Source organism: Streptomyces sp. NBRC 110028 (assembly GCF_001417735.1).
Lineage (GTDB): Bacteria > Actinomycetota > Actinomycetes > Streptomycetales > Streptomycetaceae > Streptomyces.
The window spans coordinates 292928-308656 of the sequence record NZ_BBUZ01000025.1; the positions used below are offsets into that span (position 1 = coordinate 292928).

General features: G+C 72.0%; 14 protein-coding genes. 5 read left to right on the forward strand and 9 right to left on the reverse strand.

Features of this window, described 5'->3' with window-relative positions:
- Positions 1-6 precede the first annotated feature (6 nt).
- Entirely contained in the window at positions 7-672 is a 666-nt protein-coding gene (locus ASC60_RS13930) for a pirin family protein (protein ID WP_055551078.1), read from the forward strand.
- A 36-nt stretch (positions 673-708) separates the two neighbouring features.
- Here the strand turns inward: ASC60_RS13930 and ASC60_RS13935 are convergent, their stop codons facing one another.
- Positions 709-1521 (reverse strand): serine hydrolase, encoded by an 813-nt coding sequence (locus ASC60_RS13935; protein WP_055550572.1) that lies wholly within the window; start codon positions 1519-1521, stop codon positions 709-711.
- A 126-nt stretch (positions 1522-1647) separates the two neighbouring features.
- Between ASC60_RS13935 and ASC60_RS13940 the strand changes: the two genes are divergently transcribed.
- Complete coding sequence (locus tag ASC60_RS13940) at positions 1648-2166, forward strand: MerR family transcriptional regulator (protein WP_079038384.1); 519 nt, start codon at positions 1648-1650, stop codon at positions 2164-2166.
- A 12-nt stretch (positions 2167-2178) separates the two neighbouring features.
- Here ASC60_RS13940 and ASC60_RS13945 read toward each other — a convergent pair whose 3' ends face one another.
- The 7 genes from ASC60_RS13945 to ASC60_RS13975 all read right to left on the reverse strand — a co-directional run bounded on the left by ASC60_RS13945 (position 2179) and on the right by ASC60_RS13975 (position 9508).
- The gene (locus ASC60_RS13945; protein ID WP_055550574.1) at positions 2179-3369 is read right to left on the reverse strand and encodes an alpha/beta hydrolase; all 1191 of its coding nucleotides are present in this window, start codon (positions 3367-3369) and stop codon (positions 2179-2181) included.
- A gap of 148 nt (positions 3370-3517) precedes the next feature.
- Entirely contained in the window at positions 3518-4186 is a 669-nt protein-coding gene (locus ASC60_RS13950) for a hypothetical protein (RefSeq protein WP_055550576.1), read from the reverse strand.
- Positions 4187-4213: 27 nt separating this feature from the next.
- The gene (locus ASC60_RS13955; RefSeq protein ID WP_055550578.1) at positions 4214-4894 is read right to left on the reverse strand and encodes a response regulator transcription factor; all 681 of its coding nucleotides are present in this window, start codon (positions 4892-4894) and stop codon (positions 4214-4216) included.
- Entirely contained in the window at positions 4891-6258 is a 1368-nt protein-coding gene (locus ASC60_RS13960) for a sensor histidine kinase (protein ID WP_055550580.1), read from the reverse strand. Before ASC60_RS13960 ends, ASC60_RS13955 begins: the two co-directional genes overlap by 4 nt.
- Positions 6259-6388: 130 nt before the next feature.
- Positions 6389-7390, reverse strand: a complete 1002-nt coding sequence (locus ASC60_RS13965; RefSeq protein WP_055550582.1) for a DUF4429 domain-containing protein — start codon at positions 7388-7390, stop codon at positions 6389-6391.
- Between the two features lie 128 nt (positions 7391-7518).
- Entirely contained in the window at positions 7519-8724 is a 1206-nt protein-coding gene (locus ASC60_RS13970; RefSeq protein ID WP_055550584.1) for an alpha/beta hydrolase, read from the reverse strand.
- Positions 8725-8848: 124 nt separating this feature from the next.
- Positions 8849-9508, reverse strand: a complete 660-nt coding sequence (locus ASC60_RS13975; RefSeq protein WP_055550586.1) for a TetR family transcriptional regulator — start codon at positions 9506-9508, stop codon at positions 8849-8851.
- A gap of 117 nt (positions 9509-9625) precedes the next feature.
- Here ASC60_RS13975 and ASC60_RS13980 point away from each other — a divergent pair, with 117 nt between their 5' ends.
- Together ASC60_RS13980 and ASC60_RS13985 are read left to right on the forward strand one after the other, a co-directional pair.
- A complete protein-coding gene (locus tag ASC60_RS13980; protein WP_055550588.1) occupies positions 9626-11227 on the forward strand; it encodes an MFS transporter in 1602 nt (533 codons plus the stop codon).
- 121 nt (positions 11228-11348) lie between these two features.
- Entirely contained in the window at positions 11349-11762 is a 414-nt protein-coding gene (locus ASC60_RS13985) for a peptidase inhibitor family I36 protein (protein ID WP_055550590.1), read from the forward strand.
- Between the two features lie 254 nt (positions 11763-12016).
- On the opposite strand, the gene aceE is transcribed toward ASC60_RS13985, so the two are convergent.
- Positions 12017-14746, reverse strand: coding sequence for a pyruvate dehydrogenase (acetyl-transferring), homodimeric type (gene aceE, locus ASC60_RS13990; protein WP_055550592.1), 2730 nt, complete (start codon positions 14744-14746; stop codon positions 12017-12019).
- Positions 14747-15237: 491 nt separating this feature from the next.
- Between aceE and ASC60_RS13995 the strand changes: the two genes are divergently transcribed.
- Entirely contained in the window at positions 15238-15678 is a 441-nt protein-coding gene (locus tag ASC60_RS13995) for a DUF3052 domain-containing protein (RefSeq protein ID WP_009718270.1), read from the forward strand.
- The last annotated feature ends 51 nt before the right edge of the window (positions 15679-15729 follow it).

Here is a 15729-nt window from a genome sequence, read left to right on the forward strand (position 1 = left end):
CGGATGATGTGGGTACAGCGGTCCGCAGCACGGTATCCGGGCGGGGACGGAGCGGGCGTCGAGACGCGCCACGCCTTTTCCTTCTCTGGACACTATGACCCGGACAACGTGCGGTTCGGGCTCCTCGTCGCCTGCAACGAGGAACACCTCGCCCCCGGTGCGGGCTTCGCCGAACACCCCCACCGCGATCTGGAGATCGTGACCTGGGTCGTCGACGGCGAACTCACCCACGAGGACTCCACCGGCCACCGGAGCGTGGTCCGCCCCGGCGACGTCCAGCGCCTCAGCGCGGGCAGCGGCGTACGCCACCGCGAGCGCAACGAGTCCGCTGCGCCGCTCACCTTCGTCCAGATGTGGCTGGCCTCCGGCGCGGTCGGCGCCGAGCCCGCGTACGAGGTCGTCCGCGGCATCGCCGACGGCACCCCGTACGCCCTGTCCCGCGCCGAAGCGGTGCTGCACGTACGCCGCCTGGGCGACGGCGAGCGCACCGCGCTGCCGGACGCGCCGTGGGTGTACGCGCATGTGGTGCGGGGCGAGGCGCGGGTGGGAGGCGAAACCCTCGCGGCGGGCGACGCGGCCCGGGTCACGGACGCGCGGGACCTGGAGGCGCGCGGGGTGGGGGCGGCGGAGCTGCTGGTGTGGGAGATGCGGGCGGAGCCGGTGTACGGCTAGCGCCGGCTCTTCGCCGGCCCCGCCCCTTCCCGGGGCTCAGGACAGCTCGGCCAGCACCGCGTCGGTGAGCGCGGGCCAGACCTCGATCGCCCACGGCCCGAACGCCCGGTCCGTCAGGGCGACGCACGCCGCCCGCGCGTCCGGGTCGACCCACAGGAACGTCCCGGCCTGGCCGAAATGGCCGAAGGTGCGGGGCGAGGACGAAGCCCCCGTCCAGTGCGGCGACTTGCCGTCGCGTATCTCGAAGCCGAGCCCCCAGTCGTTCGGCTTCTGGTGCCCGTAGCCCGGCAGCACCCCGGTCAGCCCCGGGTGCACGACGGACGTCGCCTCCGCCACCGTCTCGGCCGCCAGCAGCCGGGGCGCCTGCAGCTCGGCGGCGAAGCGCACCAGGTCCTCGACGGTCGAGACGCCGTCCTTGGCGGGCGAGCCGGCCAGCTCCGTCGCGGTCATGCCCAGCGGCTCCAGGACGGCCTGGCGCAGATATTCACCGAAGGGGATGTCCGTCGCCTTGGCGATGTGATCGCCGAGCACCTCGAACCCGGCGTTGGAGTACAGCCGCCGGTTTCCGGGCGCGGCCACGGTCCGGTGCTCGTCGAAGGCGAGCCCGGAGGTGTGGGCGAGCAGATGGCGCACCGTGGCGCCCTCGGGCCCGGCCGCCTCGTCCAGCTCGACCGCGCCCTCCTCGACCGCGACCAGCACGGCGTACGCGGCGAGCGGCTTGGTCACCGAGGCCAGCGGGAATCTGTGCCCGGCCGGGCCGTACGATCCGGCCACGGTGCCGTCCGCGCGTACGACGGCGGCCGCCGCCGTCGGGACCGGCCAGTTCTCGATCATCCGCAGGCTCTCCATGGGGCCCGAGCCTATCGCCGACCAAGATTGCGCCAAATCCGCGCTTGCTTGGAGTGCACTCGAAGCCCATAGCGTTGAGACCGTCGTGGGCTTCGCGCATCGGCGACGGCGAGAGGGTGGATGGGCATGACCGTAATGGAGCAGGACCTGAAGCAGGACCTGAAGCAGGACCTTGAGCGGGACCTGAAGCGGGATCTGGAGCGGGCTCCGGCGCCGGCGAGGCCGCGTGCGTGCGTGGGGCGCCCCCCGCACCCCCGGCCGACCGGGCAGGACCGGTACACGATCAGCGAGGTCGCCGAGCACACCGGCCTCACGGCGCACACCCTGCGCTGGTACGAGCGGATCGGGCTGATGCCGCACGTGGACCGCACCCACACCGGCCAGCGCCGCTTCACCAACCGCGACCTGGACTGGCTCGACCTCGTCGGCAAGCTGCGGCTGACCGGCATGACGGTGGCGGACATGGTCCGCTACGCCGAGCTGGTGCGGGAGGGCGAGCACACCTTCGCCGAACGCGAGGAGCTGCTGACCGCGCACCGCGCGAACGTCCGGGAACGGATCGCCGAGCTGGAGAGCACGCTCGATGTCCTCGACTTCAAGATCGACAAGTACGCCGGCGCCCGGAAGGGGCCGGAGGGCGCGTAGCTCCCCGGCGCGTCATACCAGGTCATGGCGGCAGTCCTGGTCCCGCGCGGGGTGGCCGCAGCGCACCGCGCCGAAGTCCCCGAGGACGATCCGCGCGAAGTTGCGCAGCGAGTCCGTGCCCGGGGCGAAGTAGCCGGTGTGGCCGTGGGCGTGGTCGGCGGAGACGACGCGGGCGCCGAAGGCGGAGGCCGTGGGGTCCTCGCCGTGGCCGAGCCCCATGAAGTCGTAACCGGTGACCCGTCGTATCCAGTCCGAGTCGTCCCGCGCCGCCCACACCCGCGCCTCCGTGCCCAGGTCGTCGGCGTCGTCCACGCCCATGCCGGGGCTGCCGAACGCCACCAGATCGGACACCCGGGTACGGTCCATGGCGGCCGCCGCCACCCCGCACACGACCGAGCCGTAGCTGTGGCAGAACACGGTGGGCGGCGCGTCGGCGGTCGCCGCCGTGGTCACCGCCAGCCCCGCCAGGAAGCGGTCCAGCCGTGGCGCCCCGGCCTTCGCCAGCCGGCTGGTCGCCGCGTCCGGCCCGAGCCCGACCGGGGTGGTGTACCCCGCCCACGCCACCACGGCGGTACGGGTCCCCGGCGCGTCCCGGGCCAGCTGCGCCCGCAGCGACGTCGCCATCCCGGCGGGGGTGCCGTACCGGTCGTGCGTACGGTCGAAGCCGGCCAGATCGATGTCCGATCCCGGTACGACGACCGCCGTACGCCGCGCCGTCGCCAGGTCCCCGAACACCTCGGCCACCTGTCCGCGCCCGCGCGGATCGAAGGCCAGGATCTGCCGCCCGGGTGCGAGCAGCGCGTCGTACCGCTTGGCCGGCGCGCCGTCCGGATCCGCCTTCCGCTCCGCGTCCCGCGCCGACCGGAGGGCCCGCGCGTTGGCCGCGTAACGCAGCGCGGGCGGGGCCCCGTCGAGGTTGCCCACGACGTCGGGGTGCCGGATGACCAGCGCCTGCCGCTGCGCGGGGCCGAGCCCGTCGAAGAACCGGGCGATACGGGCGGGCGAGGTGCTCCGCGGGTCCGGCAGTTCGCGCCCGCCCAGCGAGTGATCGGCCAGCCACCGCCCGGTCCCCGGCGGCGGCCCCGTGATGGCCTGCTCCTCGTGCGCCACGGTCCAGCCGGCCGTCCCGGCCATGACGGTGATGGTGAGCGCCGCTGTGATCAGGCGCCGGGCGTAGTGCCGGGTGCGTAGCGTCTGGGACATGGCGGCGGGTTCCCTCTTCCGGTCGGTGGCGGAGGGAAAGGTAGGGAGCGGACGGGTGCCGGGGCGTCACCCCCCGGTGCCACGTCGGATGTCATACCGGGGTAGGGGGTGCCCGGGGGCGCGCGCCGGACCCCGAGAGCCGGCGGTCTCAGAACCAGATGCGCGCCGCCAGCAGCCCCGCCCCGGCCCCGGCCGCGTTCCGCCACGCCCGCAGCGGCCCGTCGAGGATGTCCTCGGGCTCCTTGTCGCCGGGCCAGTCGTCGATCCGCGCCAGCACCCGGGCGCGCTCCGCCCCTGTCACGGCGAGTGCCCCCTCGACCGCGGGCAGCAGGCGGCGCACCTCGTCGGACGTGAGCACCACATCACCCGCCCAGCCCGGCAACGCCGCCGCCCGGGCCGGGCCGAGGCCGTGGAAGAGGGCCGCCACCGGGTTGTCCTTGCGCACGGCCCCGATGTACGGCTCGATGCCGGGGTCGAAGCGGTCCCACCACTCCATCACGTGCAGCTCGTGGTTCGCGTCCATGGCGTCGAAGGCGGAGTCGTCGACCATGTCGTACAGACGCAGGGCCTCCTCGGTGTTGTAGCCGTCGGGCCGCCACACCGGCACCGCCCCGCCACCCCGCGCGGCGTCCCGCTCCCAGCGCCCCCAGGCCGCGATGGCGGACGGGCGCGCCGCCGCGGCCGCGATCGCCGGCCCCGCCCGCCGCGCCAGCTCCGCGATGTCCTCCGCGGCGAGCGCGCCCACCGCCCAGCAGCCGGACATTCCCACGATCGGCTCCCCCTTGATCACCTTGCCGCGCGGCCCATCCTCCCCCATCCCCGCCGGGAGGGCGGCAGGGCGGCGTCAGCCGCTGCCCGGGGTGACCAGGCCCGACTCGTACGCGAAGATCACCGCTTGGGCGCGGTCGCGGAGGCCGAGTTTGGCCAGGACGCGGCCTATGTGGGTCTTGACGGTCTGTTCGGCGAGGATCAGCGACTCCGCTATCTCCTGGTTGGACAGGCCCCGCGCGATCAGCTCCAGGACCTCCGTCTCGCGCGGGGTGAGGCCGCTGCGCCGCAGTTCGGAGCTGTTGCGGCGGGGGGCCGGGCGCTGGCGGGCGAATTCGGCGATCAGGCGGCGGGTGACCGAGGGGGCGAGGAGGGCTTCGCCCGCGGCGACGACGCGGACCGCCGAGATCAGGTCGGCCGGTGGGGCGTCCTTGAGGAGGAAGCCGCTGGCGCCGGCGCGCAGGGCCTCGTAGACGTAGTCGTCCACGTCGAAGGTGGTGAGCATGAGCACCTTCGGGCGGTGGGTGACGCCGCGGGGTGGTTCGAGGAGGCGGCGGGCGGCCTCCAGGCCGTCCATCTCGGGCATGCGGACGTCCATGAGGACGACGTCGGGGTGGGTGCTGCGGCTGACGTCCACCCCCTGGCGTCCGTCCGGGGCCTCGCCGACCACGTCGATGTCGCTCTGCGCGGCGAGCAGCGCGGCGAAGCCCGCCCGGACCATGGCCTGGTCGTCGACGATGATCACTCGGATGGTCATAAGTCCGTTTCTTCCGGTCCGTCCGGGTCTACGAGAGGGAGCCGGGCCGCCACCCGGAAGCCGCCGTCCGGCAGCGGGCCGGTGTCGAGCATGCCGTCGACGAGGCGGACGCGCTCGACCATCCCCACCAGGCCGTGGCCGGTGCCGCTGGTCTCCAGCGGCTTGGCGGGGGCCTCGGCCGGGGGGCCGTTGACGATGAGGAGGGTGATCCCGGAGCCGCCCTCGGCCGTCGAGACCGAGACGCGGGTGGCGGCGCCCGGGGCGTGCCGTACGACGTTGGCCAGCGCCTCCTGCACGATCCGGTACGCGGACAGCTCCACGGCCTGGGGCAGGGCGCCGAGCCCCGCCACGTCGTCGCCGATGGACAGCTCGGTGGGTATCCCGGCCCGTACCGTCGCCTCGACCAGCTGCGGCACCTGGCGCAGGCCCGGCTGCGGGGTGCGCTCGCCGCGCGTCTCCTCGCTGCGCAGCACGCCCAGCAGCCGCCGCATCTCGGCGAGGGATTCGCGGGCGGTGGCGGCGATGGTGCCGAACTCCCGCTCCGCCTCGGGCGGCAGCCCGCCGATCCGGTACGGGGCGCTGTCCGCCTGGACGGTGATCACCGACATGTGGTGGGCGACGACGTCGTGCAGTTCGCGGGCTATGCGGGCGCGCTCCTCCAGCAGCGTGCGGTGGGCCCGCTCCGCCTCGCTGATGGTCTCCTGCTCGGCCAGCCGCCGCTGGACGTCGCCGCGCTCCCGCAGCGCCCCGCCGACCAGCAGCACCACGCCGCTGAGCACGAACAGCAGCACGTTGCTGCCGTCGCTCTTGGTCTCGGACACCATGCCGAGGACGAGCCCGGCGCCGCCGGTGACCAGCCACACCGCCACCAGGGTGCGGCGCGGTTCGCGCAGCGCGAGGGCGAGGAGGAGGAAGAGGTAGCCGACGATGGCGGGCGGCTGCCAGGGCCAGACGCGGTGGTGGAGGTCGGAGGTGCCCAGCACCACCAGCGCGGTCGTCACATCGGCGAGGAAGACGAGCCACCAGGCCTGGAGGGGACGGGTGACCGCCAGCAGCAGCGGGGTGGCCTGGGCCAGCCCGAGCAGGGTGGCGAGCCCGCCGCTCACCCCGTAGTCGTCGGACAGGAGCTGGGCGGCGACCGGGACCAGGATCGCGGTGAGGAGCATCGCGACGGCGTACGGCGCCCTCCGCCGCCAGCGCCGGGAGGACCCCGCGAGCAGCGGGGTCGCCGGATAGCTGGGGGTCACCAGGGCCCGGGCGAGGCCGCCCGCCTGCCGCCGGGCGGCCGCGGGCAGGCTCTCGTGCGCGGTGGACGCGGTACCGGCGGATGCCGTGGCCGGGGCGGCGGACGAGGGTGAGGACATGGTCGCCTCAGCGTAGAGTCGGCGCCCTGGGCGTACGTCATACCGGGGAGCCCATTTCTGGCTCATACCTGGGTAGGGGGCCCGTCCGGCCCCGGGTCCCCCCGCACGGCACCCCCACCGCTCCACGGAGCTACAGCTCCGCCAGCAGCTCGGCCTTCTTCGCGCTGAACTCCTCGTCCGTCAGCAGCCCCGCCGTGTGCAGCTCGCCGAGGTGACGGATGCGGTCGGCGATGTCGGCCGGGTCGCGGCGCGCCGGGGCGGCCGGGGTGCGGGCGGGCGCGGGGGAGCACTCGGCGCTCGGCGCGGGGGCGGACGCCCGTACGGCCTCCAGTACGGCGGCGGCGAACGGCAGGGACTCGTGGACGAGCCCGTACCCCATCCCGAACACCACGGCGGCCGGATCGTGGTCGGGGCGGCCCGCGGGGTGGTCCTCGGCGCCGCGCGGCACCAGCCGCAGATGGCCGTGGCCACCGCCCTTGGGGGCCGAGCCCTTGCCGGCCGGTCCCTTCGCGTCCGGTCCCGGCGCCTCCGGATCCTCCGCCGGCGCCGTGCCCGACGCCTTCGCGGCGGCGCCGCCCGAGCCCCGGTTCTCGGGCGAGCGCCACTCCACCCCGGCCAGCTCGTCGATCCGGAACCGCTGGTCCCCGGCCTTCCACTTCGCCGAGGACGCGCCGGTCCAGAACCAGCGGAAGGACACCGCCTTGCCGTCGAAGGACGCCTTGCCGTCGTACGCCTTGAAGGACAGCGGCGGCGGGGGCGCCGCCACCAGATGGGACTCGGCGGCGGTGTCCGCGCCGGGCCCGAGCGCGCCCCGCAGCTCCTCGGCGTAGTACTCGGCGAGGGACGCGCGCTCGGTGGGCAGCACCAGGCGGTACGGGTCGTACCCCTCCTTGAGCTGCCCGTCGGCGACGTCCATCAGCGGATCGGCGCCGGGTCTGGGCACCGCGCGCAATACCACCGTTCCGCGTTTACCGGGAGCGAGATCGACCGCGGACAGCGCTTCGTAGGGGATGTGCCGTTCGCCGAGCGCCTGAAGCAGCTTCGGCGTGCGGATCCCCCGTTCGAAGCGGATGAGCACGGAGTCGGTGTCGAACTCCCAGACGGTCTGAAAACCGGCCAGCACATCACCCATGCGGCTCATCGTATGCGGCGGTGGCCCGCCCGTCCCCCCTTGGGCGCTACGCGCGTCAAACGTCCTCCCCGAGGCCCGTGCGTGGATGGGGTCGCCCGCCGCCCGCTGGTCGCGCGCTCATCGGCGGGTCAGCTCAGCCCCGCGGTGCACGCGGCACCGCCCCCACAGCTCACTGTCGTGACCCGGCCGACCCCGACCCGGGCGAAGTTGTCCAGGCTGGTGGTGCCGGGGGTGAAGTACCCGGCGTGTCCCTGGGCCCCGGCGGCCGACAGGATGCGGGCCCCGAAGCCGGAGGAGAGCGGATCGGCGCCGTGGCCGAGGCCGCCGACCTCCAGGTGCGGGATGTCCTGGATCCAGTCGCCGGAGTCCCGCATCGCCCACACCCGGCGCCCGGCGCCCAGCTGCGAGGCGCGGTCGGCGCGCATGCCGGGGCTGCCCGCCACCGCGATGTCGGTGACCTTGGACGGCAGGTCGCGGGCGGCGACCCCGCACACCACCGAGCCGTAGCTGTGGCACATCAGCGACACACGGGCCGGTGCGGGCAGCGCGCCCACCAGCGCGCGCAGCCGCAGCGCGCCCTGGGCGGCGAGCTTGCCGGTGGCCGCGTCCATGCCGATCCCGGCCGGGGAGGTGTAGTCGGCCCAGGCGATCACGGCGGTGTGGGTGCCCGGGGCCTCGGCGCGCTCGTTGTGGTAGAGCGCGCGGGCCATGCCGACGGTGGCGGTGTACGGGCGGTCGGACTTCTGGAAGGTCAGGATGTTGGTGTCCACACCGGGCACCACGACCGAGACGCGGCGGGCGTGGGCGAGGTCGCCGAAGACCTCGGCGGCCCGCCCGGCGCCCGCGGGGTCGAACGAGAGGATCTGCCGCTTCCCGCTCAGCAGGTCCTCGTACCGGTGCATCCGCCGCCCGGCGTCATGGCGCCCGAGCGGGGTCAGCTCGTTGTCGCGCATCCGCCGGCGCTCGATGTCCCTGGCCTGGGTCAGCGCGATCCGGTTGGCCCGATAGCGCAGCCGCGCCGGAGCGCCGTTGAGATTGCCGACGACCAGCGGATAGCGGTGGACGAGGCGGTCGCGCTGGGCCTTGGTGAGCGAATCCAGCCAACGGCCCAGGAAGCGCGGCGACGCGTACGGATCGGGCAGCCGGTGACCGCCGAGGGAGCCGTGACGCCAGGCGCTGACCGACACGGACAGCGGATCCGCTCCTCCTCTGTGGCTCCGTATGGCCGTCCAGCCGGTGGTGGCGAGCAGGACGAACACCACCGCCAGGGCGAGCAGAGCGCGCCAGGCGGTGGAACCGGGGGAGGGAGAACCGAGCTCCGAGAAGGAAGTCACCGCGGGACACCCTAGGAGAAGCGCGGCCACACGTGCCAAATACCGTGATTTACATCACGTTTGAGAGGGTGATTTTGACGGAAGCTTATGTCGGACGTGATGGCTTTAGGGAAATTTGTCGGTTTTACTGTCCGGTGCGCCAGTTCTCGGCAAGGGCCGGACCCACATGATCCAGGTGAAACGCGGTGATGTCCCGCAGGGTGTCCATGGAGTCGTCGTCGCCCTCCCCCCACAGCTTCCCCGCGATCTGGATCACCCCGCCGAACATGGCGGTCAGCAGCCGTGGCCGCGGATCCACGCGGACGTCGAGGCCCTCGCGGCGGGCGATCTCCGAGGCGATCCGCTCCTCCAGCTCGGCGGTGCGGCGCAGATGGACGGCGAGCAGCGCGGGCGTCGACTCGATCACCCGGTACATCCGCATGTGGAGTTCGGCCGGAACCAGCTGCTCGATGGAGTCCCCGATGGTGCTCCACGAGTCGAGGACGGCGCCGCGCAGGGCGGCCAGCGGGGCCTCGTGGGCGGGGCGTGCGCGCAGTGCGGCGAAGAAGTGCGACTCCGTCGAGTCCTGGGTGGCGAAGGCCACTTGCTCCTTGTTCGCGAAGTAGCGGAAGAAGGTGCGCTGCGAGACGTCCACCGACTCCGCGATCTCGTCCACCGTCGTGTGGTCGTACCCCTGACAGGTGAACAGATCCAGCGCCGAGCGCACCAGTGCGCTGCGGGTCCGCTGCTTCTTGCGTTCGCGCAGTCCGGTCGGCGGCGGTGCCACCGCCTCGTCCGCTGTCACCGCTCGTGCTCGCTTTCTGTCGCGTTTGGGCAGGCCACCATACCTGTGGCCCAGACGACAGAGACCAGCTGATGAATCAGTTTGTCAATTGTCAGACGCTGACATTAGCCTCCGAGCATGACGTCTGAGACCACCGTCGCCGATAAGGCGCCGGAACCTCCCATATCGGATCCCCCGAAGGGGCTGCGGGGTCACCCCTGGCTGACGCTCTTCACCGTCGCGATCGGTGTGACGATGGTCGCCCTCGACGGCACGATCGTTGCCATCGCCAACCCGGCCATCCAGAAGGACCTCGGCGCCTCGCTCGCCGACGTCCAGTGGATCACCAACGGCTATCTGCTGGCCCTCGCGGTCGCGCTGATCACCGCGGGCAAGCTGGGTGACCGCTTCGGCCACCGGCAGACCTTCCTCATCGGCGTCGTCGGCTTCGCGGCCGCCTCCGCCGCCATCGGCTTTTCCAGCGATGTGGCGCTCGTCGTGGGCTTCCGCGTGCTGCAGGGCCTGTGCGGAGCGCTGCTGATGCCCGCGGCGCTCGGTCTGCTGCGCGCCACCTTCCCCGCCGAGAAACTCAACATGGCGATCGGCATCTGGGGCGCGGTGATCGGCGCCTCCACCGCCGCCGGCCCCATCGTCGGCGGGCTGCTCGTCGAGCACGTCAACTGGCAGTCGGTCTTCTTCATCAACCTGCCCGTGGGCATCCTCGCCCTCGTCCTCGGCCTGGTCCTCCTCGTGGACCACCGGGCCGAGAACGCCCCGCGGTCCTTCGACATCCCCGGCATCGTGCTGCTGTCCGGCGCCATGTTCTGCCTGATCTGGGCGCTCATCAAGGCCACCGACTGGCAGTGGGGGAGCTCCAGGACGCTCGGGTTCCTGGGCCTCGCGGCCGTCCTCTTCGTCGTCTTCGTGTTCTGGGAGAACAAGACCCGCGAGCCGCTGCTGCCGCTGTCCATCTTCCGCTCGGTGCCGCTGAGCGCCGGGACCGTGCTGATGGTGCTCATGGCCTTCGGCTTCATGGGCGGGCTGTTCTTCGTCACCTTCTACCTGCAGAACGTGCACGGCATGACGCCGGTCAACAGCGGTCTGCACCTGCTGCCGCTGACCGCCACGATGATCGTCTCCTCGCCGATCGCCGGAGCGCTGATCACCAAGCTCGGGCCGCGGGTGCCGCTGGTGGGGGCCATGGCGCTCACCGCCGTCGCCATGTTCGGGCTCTCCCGGCTGGAGGTCGGCACCGGCACGCTCGAGATGTCCGTGTGGTTCGGCCTCCTCGGCTTCGGCCTCGGCCCCGTGATGGTCGGCGCCACGGAGGTCATCGTCGGCAACGCGCCGCTTGAGCACGCCGGTGTCGCCGGCGGTCTCCAGCAGGCCGCGATGCAGGTCGGCGGCAGCCTCGGTACGGCCGTCCTCGGCGCGATCATGGCGGGCAAGGTGGACGACACCCTGCCGGACAAGTGGGCCAAGGCCGGACTGCCGCCCCTGAAGCCGGAGCAGGCGTCCAAGGCGTCCGACGCGGTCGCGGTCGGCATCACGCCCGCGCCCAAGGGCACCCCGCCGGAGATCCTCGGGAAGATCACGAGCGTCGCGCATGACACGTTCGTGTCGGGGATGGGGCTCGCCTTCACCGTCGCCTCCGTCGTCTCGGTGGTCGCCGCGCTGGTCGCGGTGCTCACCAAGCGCGGGGACAACGCGGAAGCGGGCGGCGGGGGCGTGCACATCTGACCTCTCAGGGTCAAGCCCCCTATCCGGGTGGACCGTGATCGACCCCGTGGTGGGGACGGGAGCCGGCCGACAGGCTGGCTCCCGTTCGTATTGCCGCATTTCCACACGGGGAGTGATCCACATGCGTACGACCATCCTCGCCACGGCGACCCTCGCCCTGGCCTGCGCCCTGGCCCCTGTCTCCGCTTCCGCTTCCGCCTCCGCCTCCGCTTCTGCCTCTGCCTCTGCTTCCGCTGACGCGGCGCCCGGGCCCCGGCTCGGGAGCTGTGCCACCGGGCAGCTGTGCCTCTGGCACAAGACGGCCTTCACCGGGGCGCGTCAGGTCCATGAACTGGCCGACACCGACATCGAGAGCTGTGTGCCCCTGCCGCGGGGCGTCTCGGCCGCGTCCCTGGCCAACCGCACGGGGCGGCCGGTGACGGCGTACCAGAGCGCGGAGTGCGCCGAGACGGGCGAATTCCGCACCTACCCGACCGGCTCCTGGGCCCCCGAAACGGCCTACCAGGTCCGGGCCTTCAAGATCTGGGAGCGGTGACGCGCGGGGCGGGGCCGGGGCTTTCCCCCACCCCGCCCCTTCCCGCAGCGCGATATATGCGGCTCCCCCGCGCGGGGCAGGGCGGGTCGCTCCACTCCCGCACCGCCCGGCGCTCCTCGGCGCTGGTCAGCAGTGCGCGGGGGCGGGGCGAGGGCATCCCGGCCCATCTCCGCGCAGCCGGTACGCAAAGCGCCGGGTGGGCTGGTCTTCCAGCCCACCCGGCGCTTTCGCCGGCTATCCGCCGTCGCGGACGGCTACGCGTCGCCGCCCGCGGGGCCCGGGTCGGCCGCGGTGACGTCCAGGAGCTGGTAACGGTCGATGGCCTGCTTCATGACCGAGCGGTCGATCTTGCCGTCCTTCGCCAGCTCCGTCAGCACGCCCAGCACGATCGACTCGGCGTCGATGTGGAAGAAGCGCCGCGCCGCGCCGCGCGTGTCGGCGAAGCCGAAGCCGTCGGCGCCGAGCGACTGGTACGTGCCCGGCACCCAGCGGGCGATCTGGTCCGGGACGGCGCGCATCCAGTCGGACACGGCGACCTTCGGGCCCTCCGCGTCGCTGAGCTTGCGGGTGACGAAGGGGACGCGCTGCTCCTCCTCCGGGTGGAGCAGGTTGTGCTCCTCGGCCTCCACCGCGTCGCGGCGCAGTTCGTTCCAGGAGGTGGCGGACCAGACGTCGGCGCGGACGTCCCAGTCCTCGGCCAGCATCCGCTGGGCCTCCACGGCCCACGGGACCGCGACGCCGGAGGCGAGGATCTGGGCCGGGTGGGTGCCGGACTCGCCCTGCTTGAAGCGGTACAGGCCCTTGAGGATGCCCTCGCGGTCGACGTTCGAAGGCTCGGCCGGGTGCTTGATCGGCTCGTTGTAGACGGTGAGGTAGTAGAAGACGTCCTCACTGTTCTCGCCGTACATCCGGCGCAGACCGTCCTGCACGATGTGGGCGATCTCGAAGCCGAACGCCGGGTCGTACGCGACGACGGCCGGGTTGGTCGAGGCCAGCAGCTGGGAGTGGCCGTCCGCGTGCTGAAGGCCCTCACCGGTCAGGGTCGTACGGCCGGCGGTCGCGCCCAGTACGAAACCGCGCGCGAGCTGGTCGGCCATCTGCCAGAACTGGTCGCCCGTGCGCTGGAAGCCGAACATCGAGTAGAAGACGTAGACCGGGATCAGCGGCTCGCCGTGCGTGGCGTACGCCGAACCGGCCGCGATCAGCGAGGCCGTACAGCCCGCCTCGGAGATGCCGTCGTGCAGCATCTGCCCGGTCGGCGACTCCTTGTAGGCGAGCAGCAGCTCGCGGTCGACGGACTCGTACTGCTGGCCCAGCGGGTTGTAGATCTTGGCCGACGGGAAGAGCGAGTCCATGCCGAAGGTGCGGTACTCGTCGGGCGCGATCGGCACGAAGCGCTTGCCGATCTCCTTGTCCCGCATGAGGTCCTTCAGCAGCCGGACGAAGGCCATGGTGGTGGCGATCTGCTGCTGGCCGGAGCCCTTCCTGACCGCCGCGTAGGCCTTGTCGCCGGGGAGCTGCAGCGGCTTCGCGCGCACCACGCGGGTCGGCGTGTAGCCGCCCAGCGCCTTGCGGCGGTCGTGCATGTACTGGATCTCCTCGGAGTCCGGACCCGGGTGGTAGTACGGCGGAACGCCGGACTCCAGCTCCTTGTCCGGGATCGGCAGGTGCAGCCGGTCGCGGAAGCCCTTGAGGTCGTCGACCGTCAGCTTCTTCATCTGGTGGGTCGCGTTGCGGCCCTCGAAGTTCGGGCCGAGCGTCCAGCCCTTGACGGTCTGGGCGAGGATCACGGTCGGCTGGCCCTTGTGGGCCTTGGCCGCCGCGTACGCCGCGTAGATCTTCTTGTGGTCGTGGCCGCCGCGGCCCAGGTGCAGGATCTGGTCGTCGGTCATGCCCTCGACCATCTTGCGCAGCCGCTGGTCGTCACCGAAGAAGTGGTCGCGGATGTACGCGCCGGTCTCGGTGGCGTACGTCTGGAACTGGCCGTCCGGCGTGGTGTTCAGCTTGTTGACCAGCAGGCCGTCGCGGTCCTGGGCGAGCAGCGGGTCCCAGCTGCGGTCCCACACCAGCTTGATCACGTTCCACCCGGCGCCGCGGAACTGCGACTCCAGCTCCTGGATGATCTTGCCGTTGCCGCGCACCGGGCCGTCGAGCCGCTGCAGGTTGCAGTTGACGACGAAGGTCAGGTTGTCCAGGCCCTCGCGGGCGGCCAGGGAGAGCTGGCCCAGCGACTCGGGCTCGTCCATCTCACCGTCGCCGAGGAACGCCCAGACGTGGGAGGCGGAGGTGTCGGCGATGCCGCGCGCCTGCATGTAGCGGTTCATCCGCGCCTGGAAGATCGCGCCGAGCGGGCCGAGGCCCATCGAGACGGTCGGGAACTCCCAGAAGTCCGGCATCGACCGCGGGTGGGGGTAGCTGGACAGCGCGTGACCGGCCTTGGACTTCTCCTGACGGAATCCGTCCAGGTGGTCCTCGGACAGCCGGTCGAGCAGGAAGGCACGGGCGTAGATGCCGGGGGAGGCGTGCCCCTGGAAGAAGATCTGGTCGCCGCTGTCCTTGTCCTTGCCGCGGAAGAAGTGGTTGAAGCCCACGTCGTACAGCGAGGCGGACGAGGCGAAGGTGGCGATGTGGCCGCCGACGCCGATGCCCGGGCGCTGGGCACGGGAGACCATCACCGCCGCGTTCCAGCGGGTCGCGTTCAGGATCTTGCGCTCGATCTCCTCGTTGCCGGGGAAGAACGGCTCGTCCTTGGTGGCGATGGTGTTGACGTAGTCGGTGCTGCGCATCTCGGGCACGGCCACCCGCTTCTCGCGGGCGCGCTCGATCAGGCGAAGCATCAGGTAGCGGGCACGTTCCCGGCCTCGCTCATCGACGGCTGCGTCGAGCGAGTCGAGCCATTCCTGGGTTTCCTCGGGATCGAAATCCGGGACCTGGCTGGGAAGGCCGCCAATGATGATCGGGTTGCGATCGGATCCGGAAGCCACGCTATTCCTTCGCTTTTCGGTCGTGCTGTGCACGCACATGGATTCGTGCTCTGCTGCTGTCGCGCCGGTCTCCATCGTGTACCTCGGTAACGGGATACGTCACCTCTACCGGGGGGTAACCAAGACCTGGTGAGACGGGGCGCTCACGGGCCGGACGGTACCGGTCGGCGTGCGGTCGGCGTCGCGACGGCCAAATCGCAACCTTACGCCCACGTCCGGGGGCACCTGCGTACGGCCGTTCGGCTCCGGGCGGCGTAGGGTGTCGATACACACACGTAAGCTAGGCATAACGGGGTAAGTCGGGCAGCGGTGCGTCGTTCCGTGTCGTTCCTCCATGATGGGAGTTGCGGCGAACGTCAACGTTTGGGCGGGATCGCTGGCCGGGTACTTGCGCGATCCGCCCGGCCCGTGTGGACTACGCCCCATGCCTCGCGTACGCGCGCGGGGTCCCCAGATCCGAAGAGTGAATGAAAGATGACAGGAGGCAATCCGTGAGCGCGACCGCGGACCACGCGGAGGAGCGGACCAACCCTGCCGCGAGGCTGGGTTTTCAGCCCGAACAGGTGGTCCAGGAGATCGGCTACGACGACGATGTCGACCAGGAGCTCCGCGAGGCCATCGAGGAGATCACCGGCCAGGAGCTCGTCGACGAGGAGTACGACGATGTGGCCGACGCCGTTGTGCTGTGGTTCCGGGAGGACGACGGCGATCTGACGGACGCGCTGGTGGACGCCATCCAGATGATCGACGACGGCGCACCGGTCTGGCTGCTGACGCCCAAGACCGGCCGTGACGGCTATGTCGAGCCGAGCGACATCAACGAGGCCGCGACCACCGCGGGCCTGTCCCAGACGAAGAGCTTCAACGCGGGCAAGGACTGGACCGGCAGCCGCCTGGTCACTCCGAAGGCCGCCCGTTCGGGCAAGCGCTGAGGCCGAAGGACCTACACAACCGAGCCCCCCGCCGTTCCCTTTCGGTGGGGG

Excerpts from the sequence above, each read along its gene's own strand:
- ASC60_RS13930 (WP_055551078.1), top strand. The coding sequence starts at position 7 with ATGTGGGTACAGCGGTCCGCAGCACGGTATCCGGGCGGGGACGGAGCG.
- ASC60_RS13935 (WP_055550572.1), bottom strand. The coding sequence starts at position 1,521 with ATGGAGAGCCTGCGGATGATCGAGAACTGGCCGGTCCCGACGGCGGCG.
- ASC60_RS13940 (WP_079038384.1), top strand. The coding sequence starts at position 1,648 with ATGACCGTAATGGAGCAGGACCTGAAGCAGGACCTGAAGCAGGACCTT.
- ASC60_RS13945 (WP_055550574.1), bottom strand. The coding sequence starts at position 3,369 with ATGTCCCAGACGCTACGCACCCGGCACTACGCCCGGCGCCTGATCACA.
- ASC60_RS13950 (WP_055550576.1), bottom strand. The coding sequence starts at position 4,186 with ATGGGGGAGGATGGGCCGCGCGGCAAGGTGATCAAGGGGGAGCCGATC.
- ASC60_RS13955 (WP_055550578.1), bottom strand. The coding sequence starts at position 4,894 with ATGACCATCCGAGTGATCATCGTCGACGACCAGGCCATGGTCCGGGCG.
- ASC60_RS13960 (WP_055550580.1), bottom strand. The coding sequence starts at position 6,258 with ATGTCCTCACCCTCGTCCGCCGCCCCGGCCACGGCATCCGCCGGTACC.
- ASC60_RS13965 (WP_055550582.1), bottom strand. The coding sequence starts at position 7,390 with ATGGGTGATGTGCTGGCCGGTTTTCAGACCGTCTGGGAGTTCGACACC.
- ASC60_RS13980 (WP_055550588.1), top strand. The coding sequence starts at position 9,626 with ATGACGTCTGAGACCACCGTCGCCGATAAGGCGCCGGAACCTCCCATA.
- ASC60_RS13985 (WP_055550590.1), top strand. The coding sequence starts at position 11,349 with ATGCGTACGACCATCCTCGCCACGGCGACCCTCGCCCTGGCCTGCGCC.